This is a genomic window from Streptomyces sp. NBC_01363 (assembly GCF_026340595.1).
Lineage (GTDB): Bacteria > Actinomycetota > Actinomycetes > Streptomycetales > Streptomycetaceae > Streptomyces.
In genome coordinates, this window is the sequence record NZ_JAPEPF010000002.1 from 582,080 (window position 1) to 602,148 (window position 20,069).

The 20,069-nt window shown below is 66.8% G+C and carries 8 protein-coding genes, 1 tRNA gene and 2 rRNA genes; 10 read left to right on the top strand and 1 reads right to left on the bottom strand.

The genetic code is table 11. From position 1 onward, the window contains the following. Positions 1-58 precede the first annotated feature (58 nt). The 3 genes from OG611_RS30680 to OG611_RS30690 all read left to right on the top strand — a co-directional run bounded on the left by OG611_RS30680 (position 59) and on the right by OG611_RS30690 (position 3,678). Positions 59-3,180, top strand: a 23S ribosomal RNA gene (locus OG611_RS30680). Between the two features lie 77 nt (positions 3,181-3,257). Beyond that, positions 3,258-3,374 (top strand): 5S ribosomal RNA (rrf, locus tag OG611_RS30685). Between the two features lie 231 nt (positions 3,375-3,605). After that, positions 3,606-3,678: transfer RNA gene (locus OG611_RS30690), tRNA-Thr, on the top strand. Between the two features lie 64 nt (positions 3,679-3,742). Here OG611_RS30690 and OG611_RS30695 read toward each other — a convergent pair. Continuing rightward, positions 3,743-6,376, bottom strand: coding sequence for a SpoIIE family protein phosphatase (locus tag OG611_RS30695; RefSeq protein ID WP_266427535.1), 2,634 nt, complete (start codon positions 6,374-6,376; stop codon positions 3,743-3,745). A 413-nt stretch (positions 6,377-6,789) separates the two neighbouring features. On the opposite strand from OG611_RS30695, the gene OG611_RS30700 reads away from it, so the two are divergent. The 7 genes from OG611_RS30700 to OG611_RS30730 all read left to right on the top strand — a co-directional run bounded on the left by OG611_RS30700 (position 6,790) and on the right by OG611_RS30730 (position 20,026). After that, entirely contained in the window at positions 6,790-12,219 is a 5,430-nt protein-coding gene (locus tag OG611_RS30700) for a HAMP domain-containing protein (RefSeq protein ID WP_266427538.1), read from the top strand. 244 nt (positions 12,220-12,463) lie between these two features. Beyond that, entirely contained in the window at positions 12,464-13,138 is a 675-nt protein-coding gene (locus OG611_RS30705) for a two-component system response regulator (RefSeq protein WP_266427541.1), read from the top strand. A 260-nt stretch (positions 13,139-13,398) separates the two neighbouring features. Then, entirely contained in the window at positions 13,399-16,167 is a 2,769-nt protein-coding gene (locus tag OG611_RS30710; protein WP_266427544.1) for a DNA translocase FtsK, read from the top strand. A gap of 204 nt (positions 16,168-16,371) precedes the next feature. Then, positions 16,372-17,172: a helix-turn-helix domain-containing protein gene (locus OG611_RS30715; protein ID WP_266427547.1), complete on the top strand. Its 801-nt coding sequence runs from the start codon at positions 16,372-16,374 to the stop codon at positions 17,170-17,172. Positions 17,173-17,319: 147 nt separating this feature from the next. Continuing rightward, positions 17,320-18,795, top strand: coding sequence for a 30S ribosomal protein S12 methylthiotransferase RimO (gene rimO, locus OG611_RS30720; protein WP_266427549.1), 1,476 nt, complete (start codon positions 17,320-17,322; stop codon positions 18,793-18,795). Then, positions 18,792-19,520 (top strand): CDP-diacylglycerol--glycerol-3-phosphate 3-phosphatidyltransferase, encoded by a 729-nt coding sequence (gene pgsA / locus OG611_RS30725; RefSeq protein WP_266427552.1) that lies wholly within the window; start codon positions 18,792-18,794, stop codon positions 19,518-19,520. Before rimO ends, pgsA begins: the two co-directional genes overlap by 4 nt. Then, positions 19,517-20,026 (top strand): CinA family protein, encoded by a 510-nt coding sequence (locus OG611_RS30730; protein ID WP_266427554.1) that lies wholly within the window; start codon positions 19,517-19,519, stop codon positions 20,024-20,026. The genes pgsA and OG611_RS30730 overlap by 4 nt, the downstream gene beginning before the upstream one ends. Positions 20,027-20,069: the final 43 nt, after the last annotated feature.

Genomic DNA, 20,069 nt, shown 5'->3' on the forward strand with positions numbered 1-20,069 from the left:
CGGGGTGATGGGTGGCTGGTCGTTGTTTGAGAACTGCACAGTGGACGCGAGCATCTGTGGCCAAGTTTTTAAGGGCGCACGGTGGATGCCTTGGCACCAGGAACCGATGAAGGACGTGGGAGGCCACGATAGGCCCCGGGGAGCTGTCAACCGAGCTTTGATCCGGGGGTGTCCGAATGGGGAAACCCGGCAGTCGTCATGGGCTGTCACCCGCTGCTGAACACATAGGCAGTGTGGAGGGAACGAGGGGAAGTGAAACATCTCAGTACCCTCAGGAAGAGAAAACAACCGTGATTCCGGGAGTAGTGGCGAGCGAAACCGGATGAGGCCAAACCGTATGCGTGTGATACCCGGCAGGGGTTGCGCATGCGGGGTTGTGGGATCTCTCTTTTGCGGTCTGCCGGCCGTGAGACGAGTCAGAAACCGTTGATGTAGGCGAAGGACATGCGAAAGGTCCGGCGTAGAGGGTAAGACCCCCGTAGCTGAAACATTGACGGCTCGTTTGAGAGACACCCAAGTAGCACGGGGCCCGAGAAATCCCGTGTGAATCTGGCGGGACCACCCGCTAAGCCTAAATATTCCCTGGTGACCGATAGCGGATAGTACCGTGAGGGAATGGTGAAAAGTACCGCGGGAGCGGAGTGAAATAGTACCTGAAACCGTGTGCCTACAAGCCGTGGGAGCGTCGCATGCAAGCTTGCTTGCATGTCGTGACTGCGTGCCTTTTGAAGAATGAGCCTGCGAGTTTGCGGTGTGTTGCGAGGTTAACCCGTGTGGGGAAGCCGTAGCGAAAGCGAGTCCGAATAGGGCGTTTCAGTAGCACGCTCAAGACCCGAAGCGGAGTGATCTAGCCATGGGCAGGTTGAAGCGGAGGTAAGACTTCGTGGAGGACCGAACCCACCAGGGTTGAAAACCTGGGGGATGACCTGTGGTTAGGGGTGAAAGGCCAATCAAACTCCGTGATAGCTGGTTCTCCCCGAAATGCATTTAGGTGCAGCGTCGTGTGTTTCTTGCCGGAGGTAGAGCACTGGATAGGCGATGGGCCCTACCGGGTTACTGACCTTAGCCAAACTCCGAATGCCGGTAAGTGAGAGCACGGCAGTGAGACTGTGGGGGATAAGCTCCATGGTCGAGAGGGAAACAGCCCAGAGCATCGACTAAGGCCCCTAAGCGTACGCTAAGTGGGAAAGGATGTGGAGTCGCAGAGACAACCAGGAGGTTGGCTTAGAAGCAGCCACCCTTGAAAGAGTGCGTAATAGCTCACTGGTCAAGTGATTCCGCGCCGACAATGTAGCGGGGCTCAAGCGTACCGCCGAAGTCGTGTCATTCACACATGAAGGGCCAACGCCTGTGTGGATGGGTAGGGGAGCGTCGTGTGCCGGGTGAAGCAGCCGCGGAAGCGAGTTGTGGACGGTTCACGAGTGAGAATGCAGGCATGAGTAGCGATACACACGTGAGAAACGTGTGCGCCGATTGACTAAGGGTTCCTGGGTCAAGCTGATCTGCCCAGGGTAAGTCGGGACCTAAGGCGAGGCCGACAGGCGTAGTCGATGGACAACCGGTTGATATTCCGGTACCCGCTTTGAAACGCCCAATACTGAATCAGGCGATGCTAAGTCCGTGAAGCCGGCCCGATCTCTTCGGAGTTGAGGGTAGTGGTGGAGCCGATGAACCAGACTTGTAGTAGGTAAGCGATGGGGTGACGCAGGAAGGTAGTCCAGCCCGGGCGGTGGTTGTCCCGGGGTAAGGGTGTAGGACGCACGGTAGGCAAATCCGTCGTGCATATAGTCTGAGACCTGATGCCGAGCCGATTGTGGTGAAGTGGATGATCCTATGCTGTCGAGAAAAGCCTCTAGCGAGTTTCATGGCGGCCCGTACCCTAAACCGACTCAGGTGGTCAGGTAGAGAATACCGAGGCGTTCGGGTGAACTATGGTTAAGGAACTCGGCAAAATGCCCCCGTAACTTCGGGAGAAGGGGGCCATCACTGGTGAGTGGATTTACTCCATGAGCTGGGGGTGGCCGCAGAGACCAGCGAGAAGCGACTGTTTACTAAAAACACAGGTCCGTGCGAAGCCGTAAGGCGATGTATACGGACTGACGCCTGCCCGGTGCTGGAACGTTAAGGGGACCGGTTAGCTGACTTTCGGGTCGGCGAAGCTGAGAACTTAAGCGCCAGTAAACGGCGGTGGTAACTATAACCATCCTAAGGTAGCGAAATTCCTTGTCGGGTAAGTTCCGACCTGCACGAATGGCGTAACGACTTCTCGACTGTCTCAACCATAGGCCCGGTGAAATTGCACTACGAGTAAAGATGCTCGTTTCGCGCAGCAGGACGGAAAGACCCCGGGACCTTTACTACAGTTTGATATTGGTGTTCGGTTCGGCTTGTGTAGGATAGGTGGGAGACTTTGAAGCGGCCACGCCAGTGGTTGTGGAGTCGTCGTTGAAATACCACTCTGGTCGTGCTGGATGTCTAACCTGGGTCCGTGATCCGGATCAGGGACAGTGTCTGATGGGTAGTTTAACTGGGGCGGTTGCCTCCTAAAGAGTAACGGAGGCGCCCAAAGGTTCCCTCAGCCTGGTTGGCAATCAGGTGTTGAGTGTAAGTGCACAAGGGAGCTTGACTGTGAGACCGACGGGTCGAGCAGGGACGAAAGTCGGGACTAGTGATCCGGCAGTGGCTTGTGGAAGCGCTGTCGCTCAACGGATAAAAGGTACCCCGGGGATAACAGGCTGATCTTCCCCAAGAGTCCATATCGACGGGATGGTTTGGCACCTCGATGTCGGCTCGTCGCATCCTGGGGCTGGAGTCGGTCCCAAGGGTTGGGCTGTTCGCCCATTAAAGCGGTACGCGAGCTGGGTTTAGAACGTCGTGAGACAGTTCGGTCCCTATCCGCTGTGCGCGTAGGAATATTGAGAAGGGCTGTCCCTAGTACGAGAGGACCGGGACGGACGAACCTCTGGTGTGCCAGTTGTTCTGCCAAGGGCATGGCTGGTTGGCTACGTTCGGAAAGGATAACCGCTGAAAGCATCTAAGCGGGAAGCCTGCTTCGAGATGAGTATTCCCACCCTCTTGAAGGGTTAAGGCTCCCAGTAGACGACTGGGTTGATAGGCCAGATGTGGAAGCCCGGTAACGGGTGGAGCTGACTGGTACTAATAGGCCGAGGGCTTGTCCTCAGTTGCTCGCGTCCACTGTGTTAGTTCTGAAATAACGAACGGCCGTGTTTTTCCGGTGTTGGTTAATTTCATAGTGTTTCGGTGGTCATTGCGTTAGGGAAACGCCCGGTTACATTCCGAACCCGGAAGCTAAGCCTTTCAGCGCCGATGGTACTGCAGGGGGGACCCTGTGGGAGAGTAGGACGCCGCCGAACTCCTTTTACGGGAAAGCCCCGTGCCCTTGTGGCACGGGGCTTTTCTGCGTTTACGGCCGGCTGCCCGATGGAGGCGTACGGCCGGGGTCGGCCTTGTCGGGGCGGGCCCCGCGTCGTGGTGGGAAGGACGGTGCAGGGTCCTGTGAGAGCCCGTCAGAGTCTTCTGTGGTCAGTGGTTTTGAGCATCCCTGAGTTCAGGGTATGCTTTACCTCGTTGCCACAGCGCAGCAGGCCCCAATAGCTCAGTCGGTAGAGCGTCTCCATGGTAAGGAGAAGGTCTGCGGTTCGATTCCGCATTGGGGCTCAGAAGAACAGGAAAGGTCCTCGCCAGTCGGCGGGGGCCTTTCCTGTTTGTCGGTGCTGCCGTATTAGGCGGTGGGGGGTTCAGGCACACGCATGGCGAGGATGGCCATGTCGTCCGAGGCCGGCTCGGCGGCAAAGCGCTCCACCGCCCGCAGGATGCGAGCCGCCACCGCACCCGCCGTGAGACCGGTGCAGGTCGCCAGGACGTCCGCCAGACCGTCGTCGCCCAGCATGCGGGTGCCCTCCCGGCGTTCCGTGACGCCATCGGTGACGCACAGCAGGACATCGCCCGGGGCGAGGGTGACCGTCTGCTCGTACAGCTCGAGTTCCTCGATGACGCCCAGCAGGGGCTGAGGCTCGGCCGCTGCCTCCACCGAACCGTCCTGACGCAGGCGCAGCGGCAGCGGGTGCCCTGCGCAGACCACCTTCAGAAGGGCGCTGCCGTCCTCCTGGGGCCACAGCTCGCCGTACAGGAGGGTCAGGAAGCGGCTGCGGGCGCCCTCGTCCAGGATGGCGGCGTTGAGGCGCTCCAGGACGGCGGGGCCGCCGAAGCCCTCGCGGGCGAGAAGGCGCAGGGCGTGGCGGGCGAGGCCCGTGACGGCCGCGGCCTCCGGGCCCGTACCGCATACGTCGCCGATGGCGAAGCCGTAGGCGCCGTCGCGGATCGGGAAGACGTCGTAGAAGTCGCCACCGACCTCGTTGCCCTCGCCGGCCGCGCGGTAGATGACCTCGATCTCGACATTGGGGACCTCGGGCAGCCCCGGCGGCAGCAGGCTGCGCTGCAGGGACTGACTGATCGCCATGCGCTCCGAGTAGAGGCGGGCGTTGTCGAGGGCGAGTGCGGCTCGGCGGGAGAGGTCCTCGGCCAGTTCCAGGATCTCCTGGCGGAAATGGTCGTCGGAGGGCTTGCCGAGCGTCAGCATGCCGATGACGCGGTTACGGGCCACGAGTGGCAGGACCACCGTCTCCCCGCCGACGGCGGCCGCGGTGGCGAGCGTCGTACGGACGCCGGAGCCGAGCCTGCCCGGTTCGCCGAGCCTGCCGTTCTCACCGAGGCCGAGGGTGCGCATCGAACTGCGCAGGGCCGCCTGGTGGGCGGCCTCGGACGGGGCGGCCCAGACACGGGCGCCGGGGGTCGGCACGGGGTCCGGCGGTGCGATCTTGGAGAGCAGGGCCTTGAGGCCGTCGATGCGCTCCTCGTCCTCGTGCAGGACGTAGGAGAGATACGGCTCGGACGACTGGTCGGCGATCGTGTACACGGCGCACCAGGTGGCCAGGGTGGGGACCGTCATCTGGGCCATCAGCGCCAGGGTCTGGTCCCGGTCGAGGGTGCCGGCCAGCAGGTCGGAAGCCTCGACGAGGAAGGAGAGGGAACCGCGGCGGAGGCGTTCCAGCTCGCCGAGGCGAGCCGACTCGACCGCCAGCGCGATCCGGTCCGCGGCGAACTGCAGGCGCAGGGCCTCCTCGTTCGAGTAGCGGCCGGCTGCTTCGGCGGCGACGCCCAGGGAGCCCGTGAGCCGCCCTTCGACCTTCAGCGGGACGGTGACGACGGAACGCATCCCGGTCCCGCCGAGCAGCGGTACGGCTCCCGGAACGTTGTCGAGGTCCTCGTGGACGGCGGGCATCCGGGCGGATCCGTATCGTCCGGTACCGGCTTCCACCGGGACGCGGGCGAAACGCTGGCGGGCGGAGGGCAGACCTGTGGTGGCCCGTACCTCCAGTTCCGTTTCGTCGTCCGTCGCCAGCAGCAGAAAGGCCGCATCGGCGTCGAGCATGTCGCGGGCCCGCTCGACCGTGCGCTGGAGCAGGCCGTCGAGGTCGTCGGGGGCGGGGGAGCCGATGAAGATCTTGAAAGGGTCGGTCTTGCCGCTCTCGGCGTTCGTGTCGGACACCGGTGTGCGGGCCGGCGACTGGAGCACGGCGCGCTCGTAGTCGCGGACGAGCAGACAGACGGTCGAGGGCTCGCCGTGGGTGTCGCGGACCCTCAGGTGCGAGGCGTAGACGGGGATGATCCGGCCGTCGGCGCCCCGGATTCCGTAACTCCCCTCCCAGCGCGAGAGCTGGAGGGCGTCGACGATGCCCGTGTTGGTGCCGGGAGTCTGGGGCCAGGCGGTGAAGTCGGTGAGCTGCTTCCCGGTGACCTGATCCGCGGTATGGCCGAAAAGGAACGAGGAGTCCTCGTTCCAGGCCGCGATGGAGCCGGCGCTGTCGATCTGGACGACCGCCACCCGGACGCGTTCGTCGGCGACGGGGAGCAGTCCCACGGGCAGCAGCGGGCCCGCCGAACGGATGCCTACCGGGCGGTCGGGAAGATCGAGCTGGAACCAGACATGTTTGCGGGTGGGCGAGTACTCCACGCCCCACCGGGTGGCGAGTGCCGCGCAGAGCAGCAACCCGCGGCCGTTCTCGCGGTCCGGGCTGCCGAAGTCCGGGCCCGCGCTCTGGAGCGGGATCTCACGCTCCGGATAGTGGTCGGAGACCTCGATCCGGACGCCGTCCTCCGTACGCAGGCACAGCACGTCCGCGGCGGTGCCCGCGTGGACCACGGCATTGGTCACCAGCTCGCTGGTGAGGACGACCGCGTCGTCGACGACGTCCGTGTAGCCCCACCCCTGGAGGGTGTCGCGGACAAAGGCGCGGGCGGTCGCGACGGAGCGCCCGACCGGGTCGAAGGTGGCGGCCGCGCGCGCGGTGATCACAGCACTCCCCATATGGTGTCTCGTCGCTTTCCCGAGTCCTGTGCCCGTTTCTCGCCGCTTCGATTCGCCTGCCAGGCTAGACGCTCGGTCTCGATGCCGGATACACGAGGGGCGACTTCGGGCAGGAGCGACCAGGAACGGACTCGTGACCGGACAAGTGTGGGCTTCTCAACAGCGGGATGTGGGACAACCCTTGGAGGTTGCACCCCGGCTGCGTCGGGCCTGGTACGTTTCAACGATTTGACGTCCCCATGGTCACCCGTCGACGGTGGGCTGTGGCGGTGAGCCAAAGAAGAACTGGGCAAGCTCCCAGACAAGGCCCGAGCGATACGGTCAACCCCTGCGGGAGGGACACGGTGGAGTCTGGCGTGGCGGCGCGGGGATCAGGCACGCGCACAAAAGGCGGACAGTCCGTGAAGAAACAGCGCAATGGAACCATCGACGTCGACGCGGCGGCACTCAACAGACTGCTGGCGGGCCTGGTGGCGATGCGCGACGGGAATTTCCGCAGGCGTCTGACCGTCTCGGGCGACGGCGTGATGGCGGAGATCGCGGCAGTCTTCAACGAGGTCGCCGACCGTAATCTGCATCTCACCGGTGAGCTGGCCCGGGTGCGGCGGGTGGTCGGACGCGAGGGGAAGCTCACCGAGCGGCTGGAGACGGGCGCGTGCGAGGGCTCCTGGGCCGCCGCGATCGACGCCTCGAACGAGCTGGTCGACGATCTGGCACGCCCCGTCTCGGAGGTCGGGCGGGTGCTGTCGGCGGTGGCCGACGGTGATCTCGAACAGCGGATGGAACTGCGGTCGCACACGTCCGACGAGACGGTACGGCCGCTGCGCGGCGAGTTCCTGAAGGTCGCCCGTACGGTCAACAGCCTCGTCGACCAGCTGTCGGCGTTCACCGAGCAGGTGACGCGGGTCGCGGTCGAGGTGGGTACCGAGGGCAAGCTGGGCGGTCAGGCCCAGGTGCGCGGGATGTCCGGGTCGTGGAAGGACCTCACGGACTCCGTGAACACCATGGCGTACCGGCTGACCGCGCAGGTGCGCGACATCGCTCTGGTGACGACGGCGGTCGCCAAGGGGGATCTGTCGCGGAAGGTCACCGTCCATGTGGCCGGCGAGATGCTCCAGCTGAAGAACACCGTCAACACGATGGTCGACCAGCTGTCGTCGTTCTCCTCCGAGGTGACCCGGGTCGCCCGTGAGGTGGGTACGGAGGGCGAGCTCGGCGGGCAGGCGACCGTGCCGGGTGTGGCCGGGGTGTGGAAGGACCTCACCGACTCCGTCAACACTATGGCCGGGAACCTCACGTCCCAGGTGCGCGGGATCGCCGAGGTGACCACGGCCGTCGCCAATGGCGACCTGTCCCAGAAGGTCACGGTGAGCGCCCGCGGCGAGGTCGCGCAGCTGGCCGAGACGATCAACCAGATGACCGACACGCTGCGGCTCTTCGCGGACGAAGTGACCCGGGTGGCCAGCGAGGTCGGTGGCGAGGGTCTGCTCGGCGGTCAGGCGAAGGTGCCGGGTGCGGCGGGGACCTGGAAGGACCTCACCGACTCGGTGAACACGGTCTTCAGGAACCTGACGACCCAGGTGCGGGACATCGCGCAGGTGACCACGGCGGTGGCCAACGGTGACATGACGCAGAAGGTCACCGTGGACGTGGCCGGAGAGATGCTGGAGCTGAAGAACACCGTCAACACGATGGTGGACCAGCTCCAGGCCTTCGGTTCGGAAGTGACCCGGGTGGCCCGGGAGGTCGGCGTCGAGGGCCGGCTCGGCGGTCAGGCCGAGGTGCCGGGTGCGGCGGGGACCTGGAAGGACCTCACCGACTCCGTGAACGCGGCGTTCCGCAACCTCACGGGGCAGGTGCGCGACATCGCGCAGGTGACGACCGCGGTGGCCAACGGCGACCTGTCGCAGAAGGTCACCGTGGATGTCGCGGGCGAGATGCTGGAGCTGAAGAACACCGTCAACACGATGGTGGCGCAGCTCTCGAACTTCGCCGACCAGGTGACGCGGATGGCGCGTGACGTGGGTACCGAGGGTCGCCTCGGCGGCCAGGCCCGGGTGGACGGCGTTTCCGGCACCTGGAAGGAGCTCACCGACTCCGTCAACTTCATGGCCGGGAACCTGACTTCGCAGGTGCGCCAGATCGCCCAGGTGACCACGGCGGTGGCGCGCGGTGACCTGTCGCAGAAGATCGACGTGGACGCGCGTGGCGAGATCCTGGAGCTGAAGAACACCATCAACACGATGGTCGACCAGCTCTCCGCCTTCGCGGAGCAGGTGACCCGGGTGGCCCGCGAGGTCGGCACCGACGGGCGGCTCGGCGGGCAGGCACAGGTGCCCGGCGTGGCCGGGGTGTGGCGTGATCTGACCGATTCGGTGAACGGCATGGCGGGCAACCTCACCGCTCAGGTCCGTAACATCGCGCAGGTCGCCACGGCGGTGGCGCGCGGTGACCTGTCGCAGAAGATCGACGTGGACGCGCGGGGGGAGATCCTGGAGCTGAAGAACACCATCAACACGATGGTCGACCAGCTCTCGAACTTCGCCGAGCAGGTGACCAGGGTCGCCCGTGAGGTGGGTACGGAGGGCATCCTCGGCGGCCAGGCCGAGGTACAGGGGGTGTCCGGTACGTGGAAGGACCTCACCCAGTCCGTCAACGGCATGGCGAACAACCTGACCATGCAGGTCCGCAACATCGCCGAGGTCACCACCGCGGTCGCCAACGGCGACCTCTCCAAGAAGATCACCGTCGATGCCAGGGGCGAGATCCTCGAACTGGTCACGACCGTCAACACGATGGTCGACCAGCTGCTCAACTTCGCCGACGAGGTGACGCGGGTCGCCCGCGAGGTGGGTACCGAGGGCATCCTCGGCGGTCAGGCCCGGGTGCCGGGTGCGACGGGCATCTGGAAGGACCTCAGCGACAACGTCAACCTGATGGCCAACAACCTGACGAGTCAGGTGCGGAACATCTCCCGGGTCTCCTCGGCGGTCGCCAACGGCGATCTGCGCAAGAAGGTCACCGTCGAGGCGCGCGGCGAGGTCGCCGAGCTCGCGGACACCGTCAACACGATGGTGACGACGCTGTCCTCGTTCGCCGACGAGGTGACGCGCGTCGCCCGCGAGGTGGGTACGGAAGGCGAGCTGGGCGGCCAGGCGCGGGTGCCCGGGGTCTCCGGTACGTGGAAGGACCTCACCGAGTCGGTGAACTCGATGGCGTCCAATCTGACCGGTCAGGTGCGGCAGATCGCCGCGGTCACCACCGCCATCGCCAAGGGCGACCTCACCAAGAAGATCGACATCGACGCGCGTGGTGAGATCCAGCAGCTGAAGAACACGATCAACACAATGGTCGACCAGCTGTCCTCCTTCGCCGAGCAGGTGACCCGGGTGGCCCGCGAGGTGGGCACGGAGGGGCAGCTGGGCGGCCAGGCCCGGGTCCGGGACGTCGACGGCACCTGGCGCGACCTCACCGAGTCGGTGAACGAGATGGCCGGAAACCTCACCCGTCAGGTGCGGGCCATCGCGGCCGTCGCCACCGCGGTGACCCGCGGCGATCTCAATCTGAAGATCGACGTGGACTCGGCCGGCGAGATCCAGGCCCTGCAGGACAACATCAACACCATGATCGCCAACCTGCGCGACACCACGGCGACCAACAAGGAACAGGACTGGCTCAAGGGCAACCTCGCCCGGATCTCCGGTCTGATGCAGGGGCGTCGCGATCTGGACGATGTGGCCTCGCTGATCATGAGCGAGCTGACTCCGGTCGTATCCGCGCAGCACGGTGCGTTCTTCCTGGCCATGCCGACCGGCGACACCGGCGCGGTGGGCCCGGACAGCGACAAGGACGGTTCGTACGAACTCTGCATGAGGGGCAGTTACGGATACTCGGCGGGCTCGATGCCGACGTCCTTCCGGCCGGGCGAGACGCTCATCGGCACGGCCGCCGAGGAGAAGCGGACCATTCAGGTGGACAACGTTCCGCCGGGGTATCTGAAGATCTCCTCCGGGCTCGGGGAGGCGCCGCCCGCGCATGTGATCGTGCTGCCGGTGCTTTTCGAGGGGAAGGTGCTCGGTGTGATCGAGCTGGCATCGTTCCAGCCGTTCACCCACATCCAGCGGGACTTCCTCAACCAGCTCGCCGAAATGATCGCGACGAGCGTCAACACCATCAGCGTCAACACGAAGACCGAGAAGCTCCTGGAACAGTCGCAGGAACTGGCCGAGCAATTGCGGGACCGTTCGCAGGAGTTGGAGAACCGGCAGAAGGCGCTCCAGGCCTCCAACGCCGAACTGGAGGAGAAGGCCGAACTGCTGGCCCAGCAGAACCGCGACATCGAGGTCAAGAACACCGAGATCGAAGAGGCCCGGCAGGTCCTGGAGGAGCGCGCCGAGCAGCTCGCGGTCTCGATGCGTTACAAGTCCGAGTTCCTGGCGAACATGTCGCACGAGTTGCGTACGCCGCTCAACTCGCTGCTCATTCTGGCCAAGTTGCTCGCGGACAATGCCGAGGGCAATCTCTCGCCGAAGCAGGTGGAGTTCGCCGAGACGATCCACGGGGCCGGTTCCGATCTGCTCCAGCTGATCAACGACATTCTCGATCTGACGAAGGTCGAGGCGGGCAAGATGGACGTCAGTCCGACCCGGATCGCGTTGGTCCAGCTGGTGGACTACGTGGAGGCGACTTTCCGCCCGCTCACCGCGGAGAAGGGACTCGATTTCTCCGTTCGGGTCTCGCCGGAATTGCCCGCGACACTGCACACGGACGAGCAGCGGCTGTTGCAGGTGCTGCGCAATCTCCTCTCCAACGCGGTGAAGTTCACCGACAGCGGGGCGGTCGAGCTGGTGATCCGGCACGCCAAGGAGGATGTGCCGAATGCCATCCGTGAGCAGCTCCTGGAGGCCGGCTCACTGCGTGACGCGGACGCCGACCTGATCGCGTTCTCGGTCACCGACACCGGCATCGGGATCGCCTCCAGCAAGATGCTGGTGATCTTCGAGGCGTTCAAGCAGGCGGACGGTACGACCAGTCGCAAGTACGGCGGCACGGGGCTCGGGCTGTCCATCAGCCGGGAGATCGCCCGGCTGCTGGGCGGCGAGATCCACGCGGCCAGCGAGCCGGGCCGAGGCTCGACGTTCACGCTGTATCTGCCGTTGCACCCGAGCGGGTTGCCGCCGCAGGGATACCCGCAGATCGGCCCCGGGCCCATCGAGGCACATGGCGTCGTGGTCGAGGAAGGGCTGCTGCCGGAGGTCGGTCCGGGTGCCGACCCGGCGGCCACGGCACCGGGTTCGGCCGGTGCGGCCGGCCTGATGCGGCGGCGCCGCAAGAGCCTGGAGAGCGCGGAGCGGCGGCCCGCGCTGCCGCCCCGGAGTACCGCTCCAGCGGCTCCGCAGGAGCCGTGGACGCTCGCCGGGCAGGAGGAGCCGGCGGCACGCAGGACGTTCCGGTTCCGTGGCGAGAAGGTGCTCATCGTCGACGACGACATCCGTAACGTCTTCGCGCTCACCAGCGTGCTGGAGCAGCACGGTCTCTCGGTGCTGTACGCGGAGAACGGGCGCGTGGGCATCGAAGTCCTGGAACAGCACGACGATGTGACGGTCGTACTGATGGACATCATGATGCCGGAGATGGACGGCTATGCCACGACGACGGCGATCCGCAGGATGCCGCAGTTCGCCGGGCTGCCGATCGTCGCGTTGACCGCGAAGGCGATGAAGGGTGACCGGGAGAAGGCGATCGAATCCGGCGCTTCCGACTATGTCACCAAGCCTGTCGACCCTGATCATCTTCTTTCCGTAATGGAGCAGTGGATGCGCGGAGAGTGATCATTAACTGAGTGAATCGCGATGAGTTGCTGATCGACTGTGCCCGCAGGGGTGTGAGAGGGCGCTGTACGGGGAACCCTCTGGTCCCCCACCGCGTTTCTGCTGTGTGCACAGTGACATCGCGGTGACAGGGTGTGGCGACGGGCGGGGTGCGGCTACCATGACCGGCACAAGGACGGACGGCGTAAGGGAGTCGTCCCCTGGGGCGGCGCCCGGTGCAATTCCGGGGCGAGGAGGACGGGCCATGGTGCAGAAGGCCAAGATCCTCCTGGTCGATGACCGGCCGGAGAATCTGCTGGCGCTGGAGGCCATCCTCTCTGCGCTCGATCAGACACTGGTACGGGCATCGTCAGGGGAGGAAGCGCTCAAAGCGCTGCTCACGGACGACTTTGCGGTCATTCTGCTGGACGTCCAGATGCCGGGCATGGACGGTTTCGAAACCGCCGCGCACATCAAGCGGCGGGAACGGACCCGGGACATCCCGATCATCTTTCTCACCGCGATCAATCATGGTCCGCATCACACCTTCCGGGGTTATGCGGCAGGCGCGGTGGACTACATCTCGAAGCCGTTCGACCCGTGGGTGCTGCGGGCCAAGGTCTCGGTCTTCGTCGAGCTGTACATGAAGAACTGCAAGCTGCGCGAGCAGGCGGCGCTGTTGCGGCTCCAGCTCGACGGCGACGGCGGCGGCGCGGACCACGAGAACGAGCCAGCGGGGCTGCTGGCCGAGCTCTCGGCGCGGCTCGCGGCCGTCGAGGAGCAGGCCGAGGCGCTCTCCAAGCAGCTCGACGACGAGTCGGCGGACGCCGCGGCGGTGGCCACCGCCGCCCATCTGGAGCGCAAGCTCACCGGGCTGCGCCGGGCGCTCGACGCCCTGGAGCCCGGCACCGGAAGCGGCACGGCCGCCCTGCCCTCGTAACGCCGCAGCCGCACCGTCGCGAATCCGCAGCACGGGAAAGGCCGGGTTCGCGGCGGTCCGGCGGCGCGACTTCCGGCCGGGGGCGGGCGGTTGTCCGGAGCGTCGGCCCAACTGCCCCTTCCGCTCCGGCGTTCGACGGCCCGGGAACAGGGCGATCGGCGGTGAGGTCGCGTCAGTTTGCGGCCCCTGTACAGCGACACGGTCGGGTGAAGCGGCAGTCGCACGTGTTCACGGCCGTCGACACCGGTAACCTCGGCACCATGGCCTCACGTACGTCCGGCAAGGGTTCCCAGGGCACGGCGGGCACCGCGAAGCGCGTCGGGCGTACCGCGGGGCCGGCCAAGAAAGCCGCGCCCGCGAAGAAGACCGCCGCCAAGAAGACCGCGCCCGCGAAGAAGGCCCCCGCCAAGAAGGCGGCGGCGAAGAAGGCGGCCCCGCCCAAACCCGCCCCGTCGCCCACCGGCGGTGTGTACCGCCTGGCGCGCGCCGTCTGGCTCGGTGCGGCCCACGCCGTCGGAGCGGTGTTCCGCGGCGTAGGGCGTGGTGCCAAGGGGCTCGACCCCGCACACCGCAAGGACGGCGTCGCGCTGCTGCTGCTCGGGCTCGCGCTGGTCGTCGCTGCGGGCACCTGGTCGAATCTGCGCGGACCCGTCGGCGACCTGGTGGAGATGCTTGTCACCGGGGCCTTCGGCCGGCTCGATCTGCTCGTACCGATACTGCTCGGCGCCATCGCCGTACGGCTGATCCGCTACCCGGAGAAGCCCGAGGCCAACGGCCGCATCGTCATCGGGCTCTCCGCCCTCGTCGTCGGGGTGCTCGGGCAGGTCCACATCGCGTGCGGATCGCCCGGCCGGGACGACGGCACCACGGCGATGCAGAACGCGGGCGGGCTCATCGGCTGGGCGGCCTCCAAGCCGTTGATCTACATGATGGGCGAGGTCCTCGCCGTACCGCTGTTGTTGCTGCTCACCGTGTTCGGGCTGCTGGTCGTCACCGCCACCCCGGTGAACGCCATCCCGCAACGGCTGCGGCTGCTCGGCACCAAGCTGGGCCTTCTCCACCCGGAGTACGACCCCGAGACGGACGAGGAGAACGACGACGAGCGCTACGACGAGCAGTGGCGCGAGCAGCTTCCCGCCGGCTCCCGTCGCTCCCCGGCACGCCGTTCCGAAGCGCCCGCCGAGTACGACCCCGAGCAGGCCGAGGCCGATGCGCTCTCCAAGCGTCGTCGGCCGCGCAGGCCCTCCGTGCAGCCCGCGATGAACCGCACCATGGACGCGGTGGACGTGGCGGCCGCCGCGGCCGCAGCCCTCGACGGAGCCGTGCTCAACGGCATGCCGCCCTCGCCGGTCGTCGCCGACCTCACCCAGGGCGTCTCCGCCGAGCGCGAGCGTCCGGGCACGCCGGTCCCCGGCGCCCGGGAGGGCGAAGCCTCCTCCGGAGGAGGGAAGCAGCCCGCACCCTCGGGCGGCGTGCCCGATCTGACGAAGCCCGTGCCCGACTCGCAGTCCCAACCGCTGCCGGCCCGCGCCGAACAGCTCCAGCTCTCCGGCGACATCACCTACTCGCTGCCCTCGCTCGACCTGCTGGAGCGCGGTGGCCCCGGCAAGACCCGCAGCGCCGCCAACGACGCGATCGTCGCCGCGCTGACGAACGTCTTCACCGAATTCAAGGTGGACGCCGCCGTCACCGGCTTCACCCGCGGACCGACGGTCACGCGGTACGAGGTCGAGCTCGGCCCCGCGGTGAAGGTCGAGCGGATCACCGCGCTCGCCAAGAACATCGCCTACGCCGTCGCCAGTCCCGACGTCCGGATCATCTCCCCGATCCCGGGCAAGTCCGCCGTCGGCATCGAGATCCCCAACACCGACCGCGAGATGGTCAACCTCGGCGACGTGCTGCGCCTCGCGGACGCCGCCGAGGACGATCACCCGATGCTGGTCGCGCTCGGCAAGGACGTCGAGGGCGGCTATGTGATGGCCAACCTGGCGAAGATGCCGCACGTGCTGGTGGCCGGTGCGACCGGTTCCGGCAAGTCGTCGTGCATCAACTGCCTGATCACCTCGGTCATGGTGCGGGCGACCCCGGACGACGTCCGGATGGTGCTGGTCGACCCGAAACGCGTCGAGCTGACCGCGTACGAGGGCATTCCGCACCTGATCACGCCGATCATCACCAACCCGAAGCGCGCCGCCGAGGCACTCCAGTGGGTCGTACGGGAGATGGACCTGCGGTACGACGACCTCGCCGCGTTCGGGTACCGGCACATCGATGACTTCAACCAGGCCGTCCGTAACGGCAAGGTCAAGCCGCCGGAGGGCAGCGAGCGCGAGCTCTCGCCCTACCCGTATCTGCTGGTGATCGTCGACGAGCTCGCCGACCTGATGATGGTCGCTCCGCGCGATGTGGAGGACGCCATCGTCCGGATCACCCAGCTGGCCCGTGCCGCCGGTATTCACCTGGTGCTCGCGACCCAGCGGCCCTCGGTCGATGTCGTCACCGGTCTGATCAAGGCGAACGTGCCCTCCCGGCTCGCCTTCGCGACCTCGTCGCTGGCCGACAGCCGGGTCATCCTCGACCAGCCCGGTGCCGAGAAGCTCATCGGAAAGGGTGACGGTCTGTTCCTGCCGATGGGGGCGAACAAGCCCACCCGTATGCAGGGTGCCTTCGTCACCGAGGACGAGGTCGCGGCCGTCGTCCAGCACTGCAAGGATCAGATGGCGCCGGTCTTCCGCGAGGACGTGGTGGTCGGCACCGCCAAGAAGAAGGAGATCGACGAGGACATCGGCGACGACCTGGATCTGCTCTGCCAGGCCGCCGAACTGGTCGTCTCCACCCAGTTCGGGTCCACCTCGATGCTTCAGCGCAAGCTCCGGGTCGGCTTCGCCAAGGCCGGCCGGCTGATGGACCTGATGGAGTCGAGGAACATCGTCGGGCCCAGCGAGGGATCCAAGGCCCGCGACGTCATGGTGAAACCCGAGGAGTTGGACGGGGTGTTGGCACTGATCCGCGGGGAATCCGCTCCGTAGGTGAAGTACGGGCAACCGTTTGGCCGGGTCGTACGTCAACTTGGAGGGAGGGGCGGCAGAATTGTCCTTCCCGGGACGGTCCGGGGAATCGGACGGTGTTCGAGTCCGATGGAGGACAAAGTCCTTCCTCCCGGTTGCCCCACCCTTTCGTACCCCCCCTAGACTGAACACCCAGCAGGTGGCTCACGCTCGAAAGGCGCCCCCGTGTCCATCGGCAACTCCCCCGAAGACGACCGGCCTTCGATCGGTCGAGCGCTCCAGCAGGCTCGCATCGCCGCAGGTCTCACGGTCGAAGAGGTCAGCTCGTCCACCCGGGTGCGCATCCCCATCGTGCACGCGATCGAAGAGGACGACTTCTCCCGCTGCGGCGGCGACGTGTACGCGCGCGGCCATATCCGTACGTTGGCGCGTGCCGTCGGGCTCGATCCGGAACGGCTGGTTTCGCAGTACGACGCGGAGCACGGCGGCCGTCCCGCGCCCACGCCCGCGGCACCGCTGTTCGAGGCCGAGAGAATCCGTTCCGAACCTCGTCGGCCCAACTGGACGGCGGCCATGGTCGCGGCGATCGTCGCCGTCGTCGGTTTCGTCGGCTTCACCTTCGTCAAGGGCGGCGACGACACCCCCACGGCCACCCAGCTCGCGGAGGGCTCGGCACCCAACACGAAGAGCCCCAAGCCGAAGCCCGACAAGCCCGTCGATCCCAAGCCGGCGCCCTCCGACAGCGCCATCGCCGCAGCACCCAGGGACAAGGTGACGGTGCGGCTCAACGCCAACCAGGGCAAGAGCTGGATCTCCGCCAAGGACCACAACGGTCGACTGCTCTTCGACGGTCTGCTGCTGCAGGGCCAGACGAAGACCTTCCAGGACCAGGAGCGGGTCGACCTCGTCCTCGGGGACGCCGGCTCGATCGAACTCTTCGTGAACGGCAAGAAGGTCGAGGACAAGTTCCAGCCCGGCCAGGTCGAGCGGCTCTCGTACACGAAGGGCGACCCGGCGGTCGGCTGATCCGTACACGCACCGTCTCCCCAGGCGGCATCGACAACATGGCGAGCGCCCGGCAACTCCGCCGGGCGCTCGCCGCATTTGTTACTCGGTGTAACGGTGGAACCCTGCGCGGCAGGGCGAGTGCCGGGACAAAGTAGTCTTGAGCCCATGCCCGAACGCCGTACCGTCGCCCTTGTCACTCTTGGCTGCGCCCGTAACGAGGTGGACTCGGAGGAGCTCGCAGGCCGCTTGGCAGCGGACGGCTGGGAGCTCGTCCAGGACGCCTCCGACGCGGATGTCGCCGTCGTCAACACCTGTGGATTCGTCGAGGCCGCCAAGAAGGACTCCGTCGACGCCCTGCTCGAAGCCAATGACCTGAAGGACCACGGCCGGACCCAGGCCGTGGTCGCCGTCGGCTGCATGGCCGAGCGCTACGGGAAGGACCTCGCCGAGGCCCTGCCCGAGGCGGACGGTGTCCTCGGCTTCGACGACTACGCCGATATCTCCGACCGCCTCCAGACCATCCTCAACGGCGGTATCCACGCCTCCCACACCCCGCGCGACCGCCGCAAGCTGCTGCCTATCAGCCCGGCCGAGCGGCAGGACGCGGTCGTGTCCCTGCCGGGGCACGCCCAGGAGGCCGAGCCGGCCCCCGCGCCCGAGGACCTCCCCGACGGTGTCGCGCCGGTCTCCGGGCCGCGGGCGCCGCTGCGCCGGCGGCTGGGCACCAGCCCCGTCGCCTCGGTGAAGCTCGCCTCCGGCTGCGACCGCCGCTGCTCCTTCTGCGCCATCCCGTCCTTCCGCGGATCCTTCATCTCGCGGCGCCCCTCGGACGTGCTGCAGGAGACCCGCTGGCTGGCCGAGCAGGGCGTCAAGGAGGTCATGCTGGTCTCCGAGAACAACACCTCGTACGGCAAGGACCTGGGCGACATCCGGCTGCTGGAGACGCTGCTGCCGGAGCTCGCCGACGTCGAGGGCATCGAGCGGATCCGGGTCAGCTACCTCCAGCCGGCCGAAATGCGGCCCGGCCTCATCGACGTACTGACCTCGACGCCGAAGGTCGCGCCGTACTTCGACCTGTCCTTCCAGCACTCGGCCCCCGGCGTGCTGCGGGCGATGCGCCGCTTCGGCGACACCGACCGCTTCCTGGAGCTGCTGGACACCATCCGCAGCAAGGCGCCGCAGGCCGGTGCCCGCTCCAACTTCATCGTGGGCTTCCCCGGTGAGACCGAGGCCGACCTCGCGGAGCTGGAACGCTTCCTCACCGGCGCCCGGCTCGACGCCATCGGTGTCTTCGGCTACTCCGACGAGGAGGGCACCGAGGCCGTCGGCTACGAGAACAAGCTGGACGCCGACGTCATCGCCGAGCGGCTCGCGCACATCTCGCAGCTGGCCGAGGAGCTGACCTCGCAGCGTGCCGAGGAGCGCCTGGGCGAGTCTCTCCAGGTGCTCGTCGAGTCCGTGGACGACGAGGACGGCGCGGTGGGGCGTGCGGCGCACCAGGCACCCGAAACGGACGGCCAGGTGCTGTTCACCACACGCGAGGGCCTCGTACCCGGCCTTATGGTCGAGGCAAAGGTTGTGGGCACCGAAGGAGTGGATCTGGTGGCCGAGTGTGCCGAACTCGTGGAGGCGGCCAGATGACGGGAGTCCCGGCATCCGCGGCAGGCGGCTCCGGCGCGAAGCCGGTCCGCGGCGGCAAGCTGGGCACTGCGGCCGTCAATCAGGCCAGCCTGTGGAACATCGCCAATCTGCTCACCATGCTGCGGCTGGTGCTGGTGCCCGGCTTCGTGCTGCTGCTGCTGCACAACGGCGGGTACGACCCGGTCTGGCGGTCGTTCGCCTGGGCGGCCTTCGCCGTCGCCATGATCACAGATCTGTTCGACGGTCATCTGGCGCGCACCTACAACCTGGTCACCGACTTCGGGAAGATCGCCGACCCCATCGCGGACAAGGCGATCATGGGCGCGGCGCTGATCTGTCTCTCGTATCTCGGCGATCTGCCCTGGTGGGTCACGGGCGTGATCCTCTTCCGCGAGATCGGCATCACGCTGATGCGCTTCTGGGTGATACGGCATGCGGTGATTCCGGCCAGTCGTGGCGGGAAGATGAAGACTCTGGCGCAGGGGACGGCCGTCGGGATGTACGTCCTGGCGCTGACCGGCCCGCTGGCCACTCTGCGCTTCTGGGTGATGGCGGTGGCCGTCGTGCTGACGGTCGTCACCGGGCTCGACTATGTGCGTCAGGCCGTCGTACTGCGTCGCAAGGGGCTCGCGGCCGAACGGGCCGCCGCAGCGGCGGCCGCAGGGGGCCCGGGACCGGTCCCCGGCGCCACGGGAAGCCGTGATTCGGCGGAGGCCGAGCGGTGACCGCCGCGGCCAGGGTGCTGGAGCTGCTCGTGGAGCGGGGGGAGACTCTTGCCGTCGCCGAGTCGCTGACCGGCGGTCTGGTCGCGGCGGAGCTGACTTCCGTGCCGGGTGCCTCGCAGTCCTTCCGGGGCTCCGTGACGGCGTACGCGACGCCCCTGAAGCGGGATGTCCTGGGTGTGGACGGCGTTCTGCTGACGCAGCGCGGTGCGGTCGACCCGGAGGTGGCGCGGCAGATGGCAGCCGGTGTGCGCCGCGTTCTCGGGGCGGACTGGGGCATGGCCACCACCGGGGTCGCGGGCCCCGAACCGCAGGACGGCAAGGCCGTAGGCACGGTCTACGTCGCGGTCGCCGGACCGGACGGCGTGGAGAATATGGCCGAGCTGAGGTTGAACGGCGGACGGGCGGACATCCGCAGAGAAAGCGTACGGAGCGTGCTCGAGCTGCTCTCCGCCGAACTCGGCAAGAATGCAAGGGCACAGGATACGGAACAGAACGGGGGGAATTGATGTTTGCAGCCCTGAGTGAACACGACATCGCTCCCCGCACGGC

Bases quoted from the DNA above. Each gene is read 5' to 3' on its own strand.
- pgsA (WP_266427552.1), top strand. From the start codon at position 18,792: ATGACGGGAGTCCCGGCATCCGCGGCAGGCGGCTCCGGCGCGAAGCCG.
- OG611_RS30705 (WP_266427541.1), top strand. From the start codon at position 12,464: ATGGTGCAGAAGGCCAAGATCCTCCTGGTCGATGACCGGCCGGAGAAT.
- rimO (WP_266427549.1), top strand. From the start codon at position 17,320: ATGCCCGAACGCCGTACCGTCGCCCTTGTCACTCTTGGCTGCGCCCGT.
- OG611_RS30710 (WP_266427544.1), top strand. From the start codon at position 13,399: ATGGCCTCACGTACGTCCGGCAAGGGTTCCCAGGGCACGGCGGGCACC.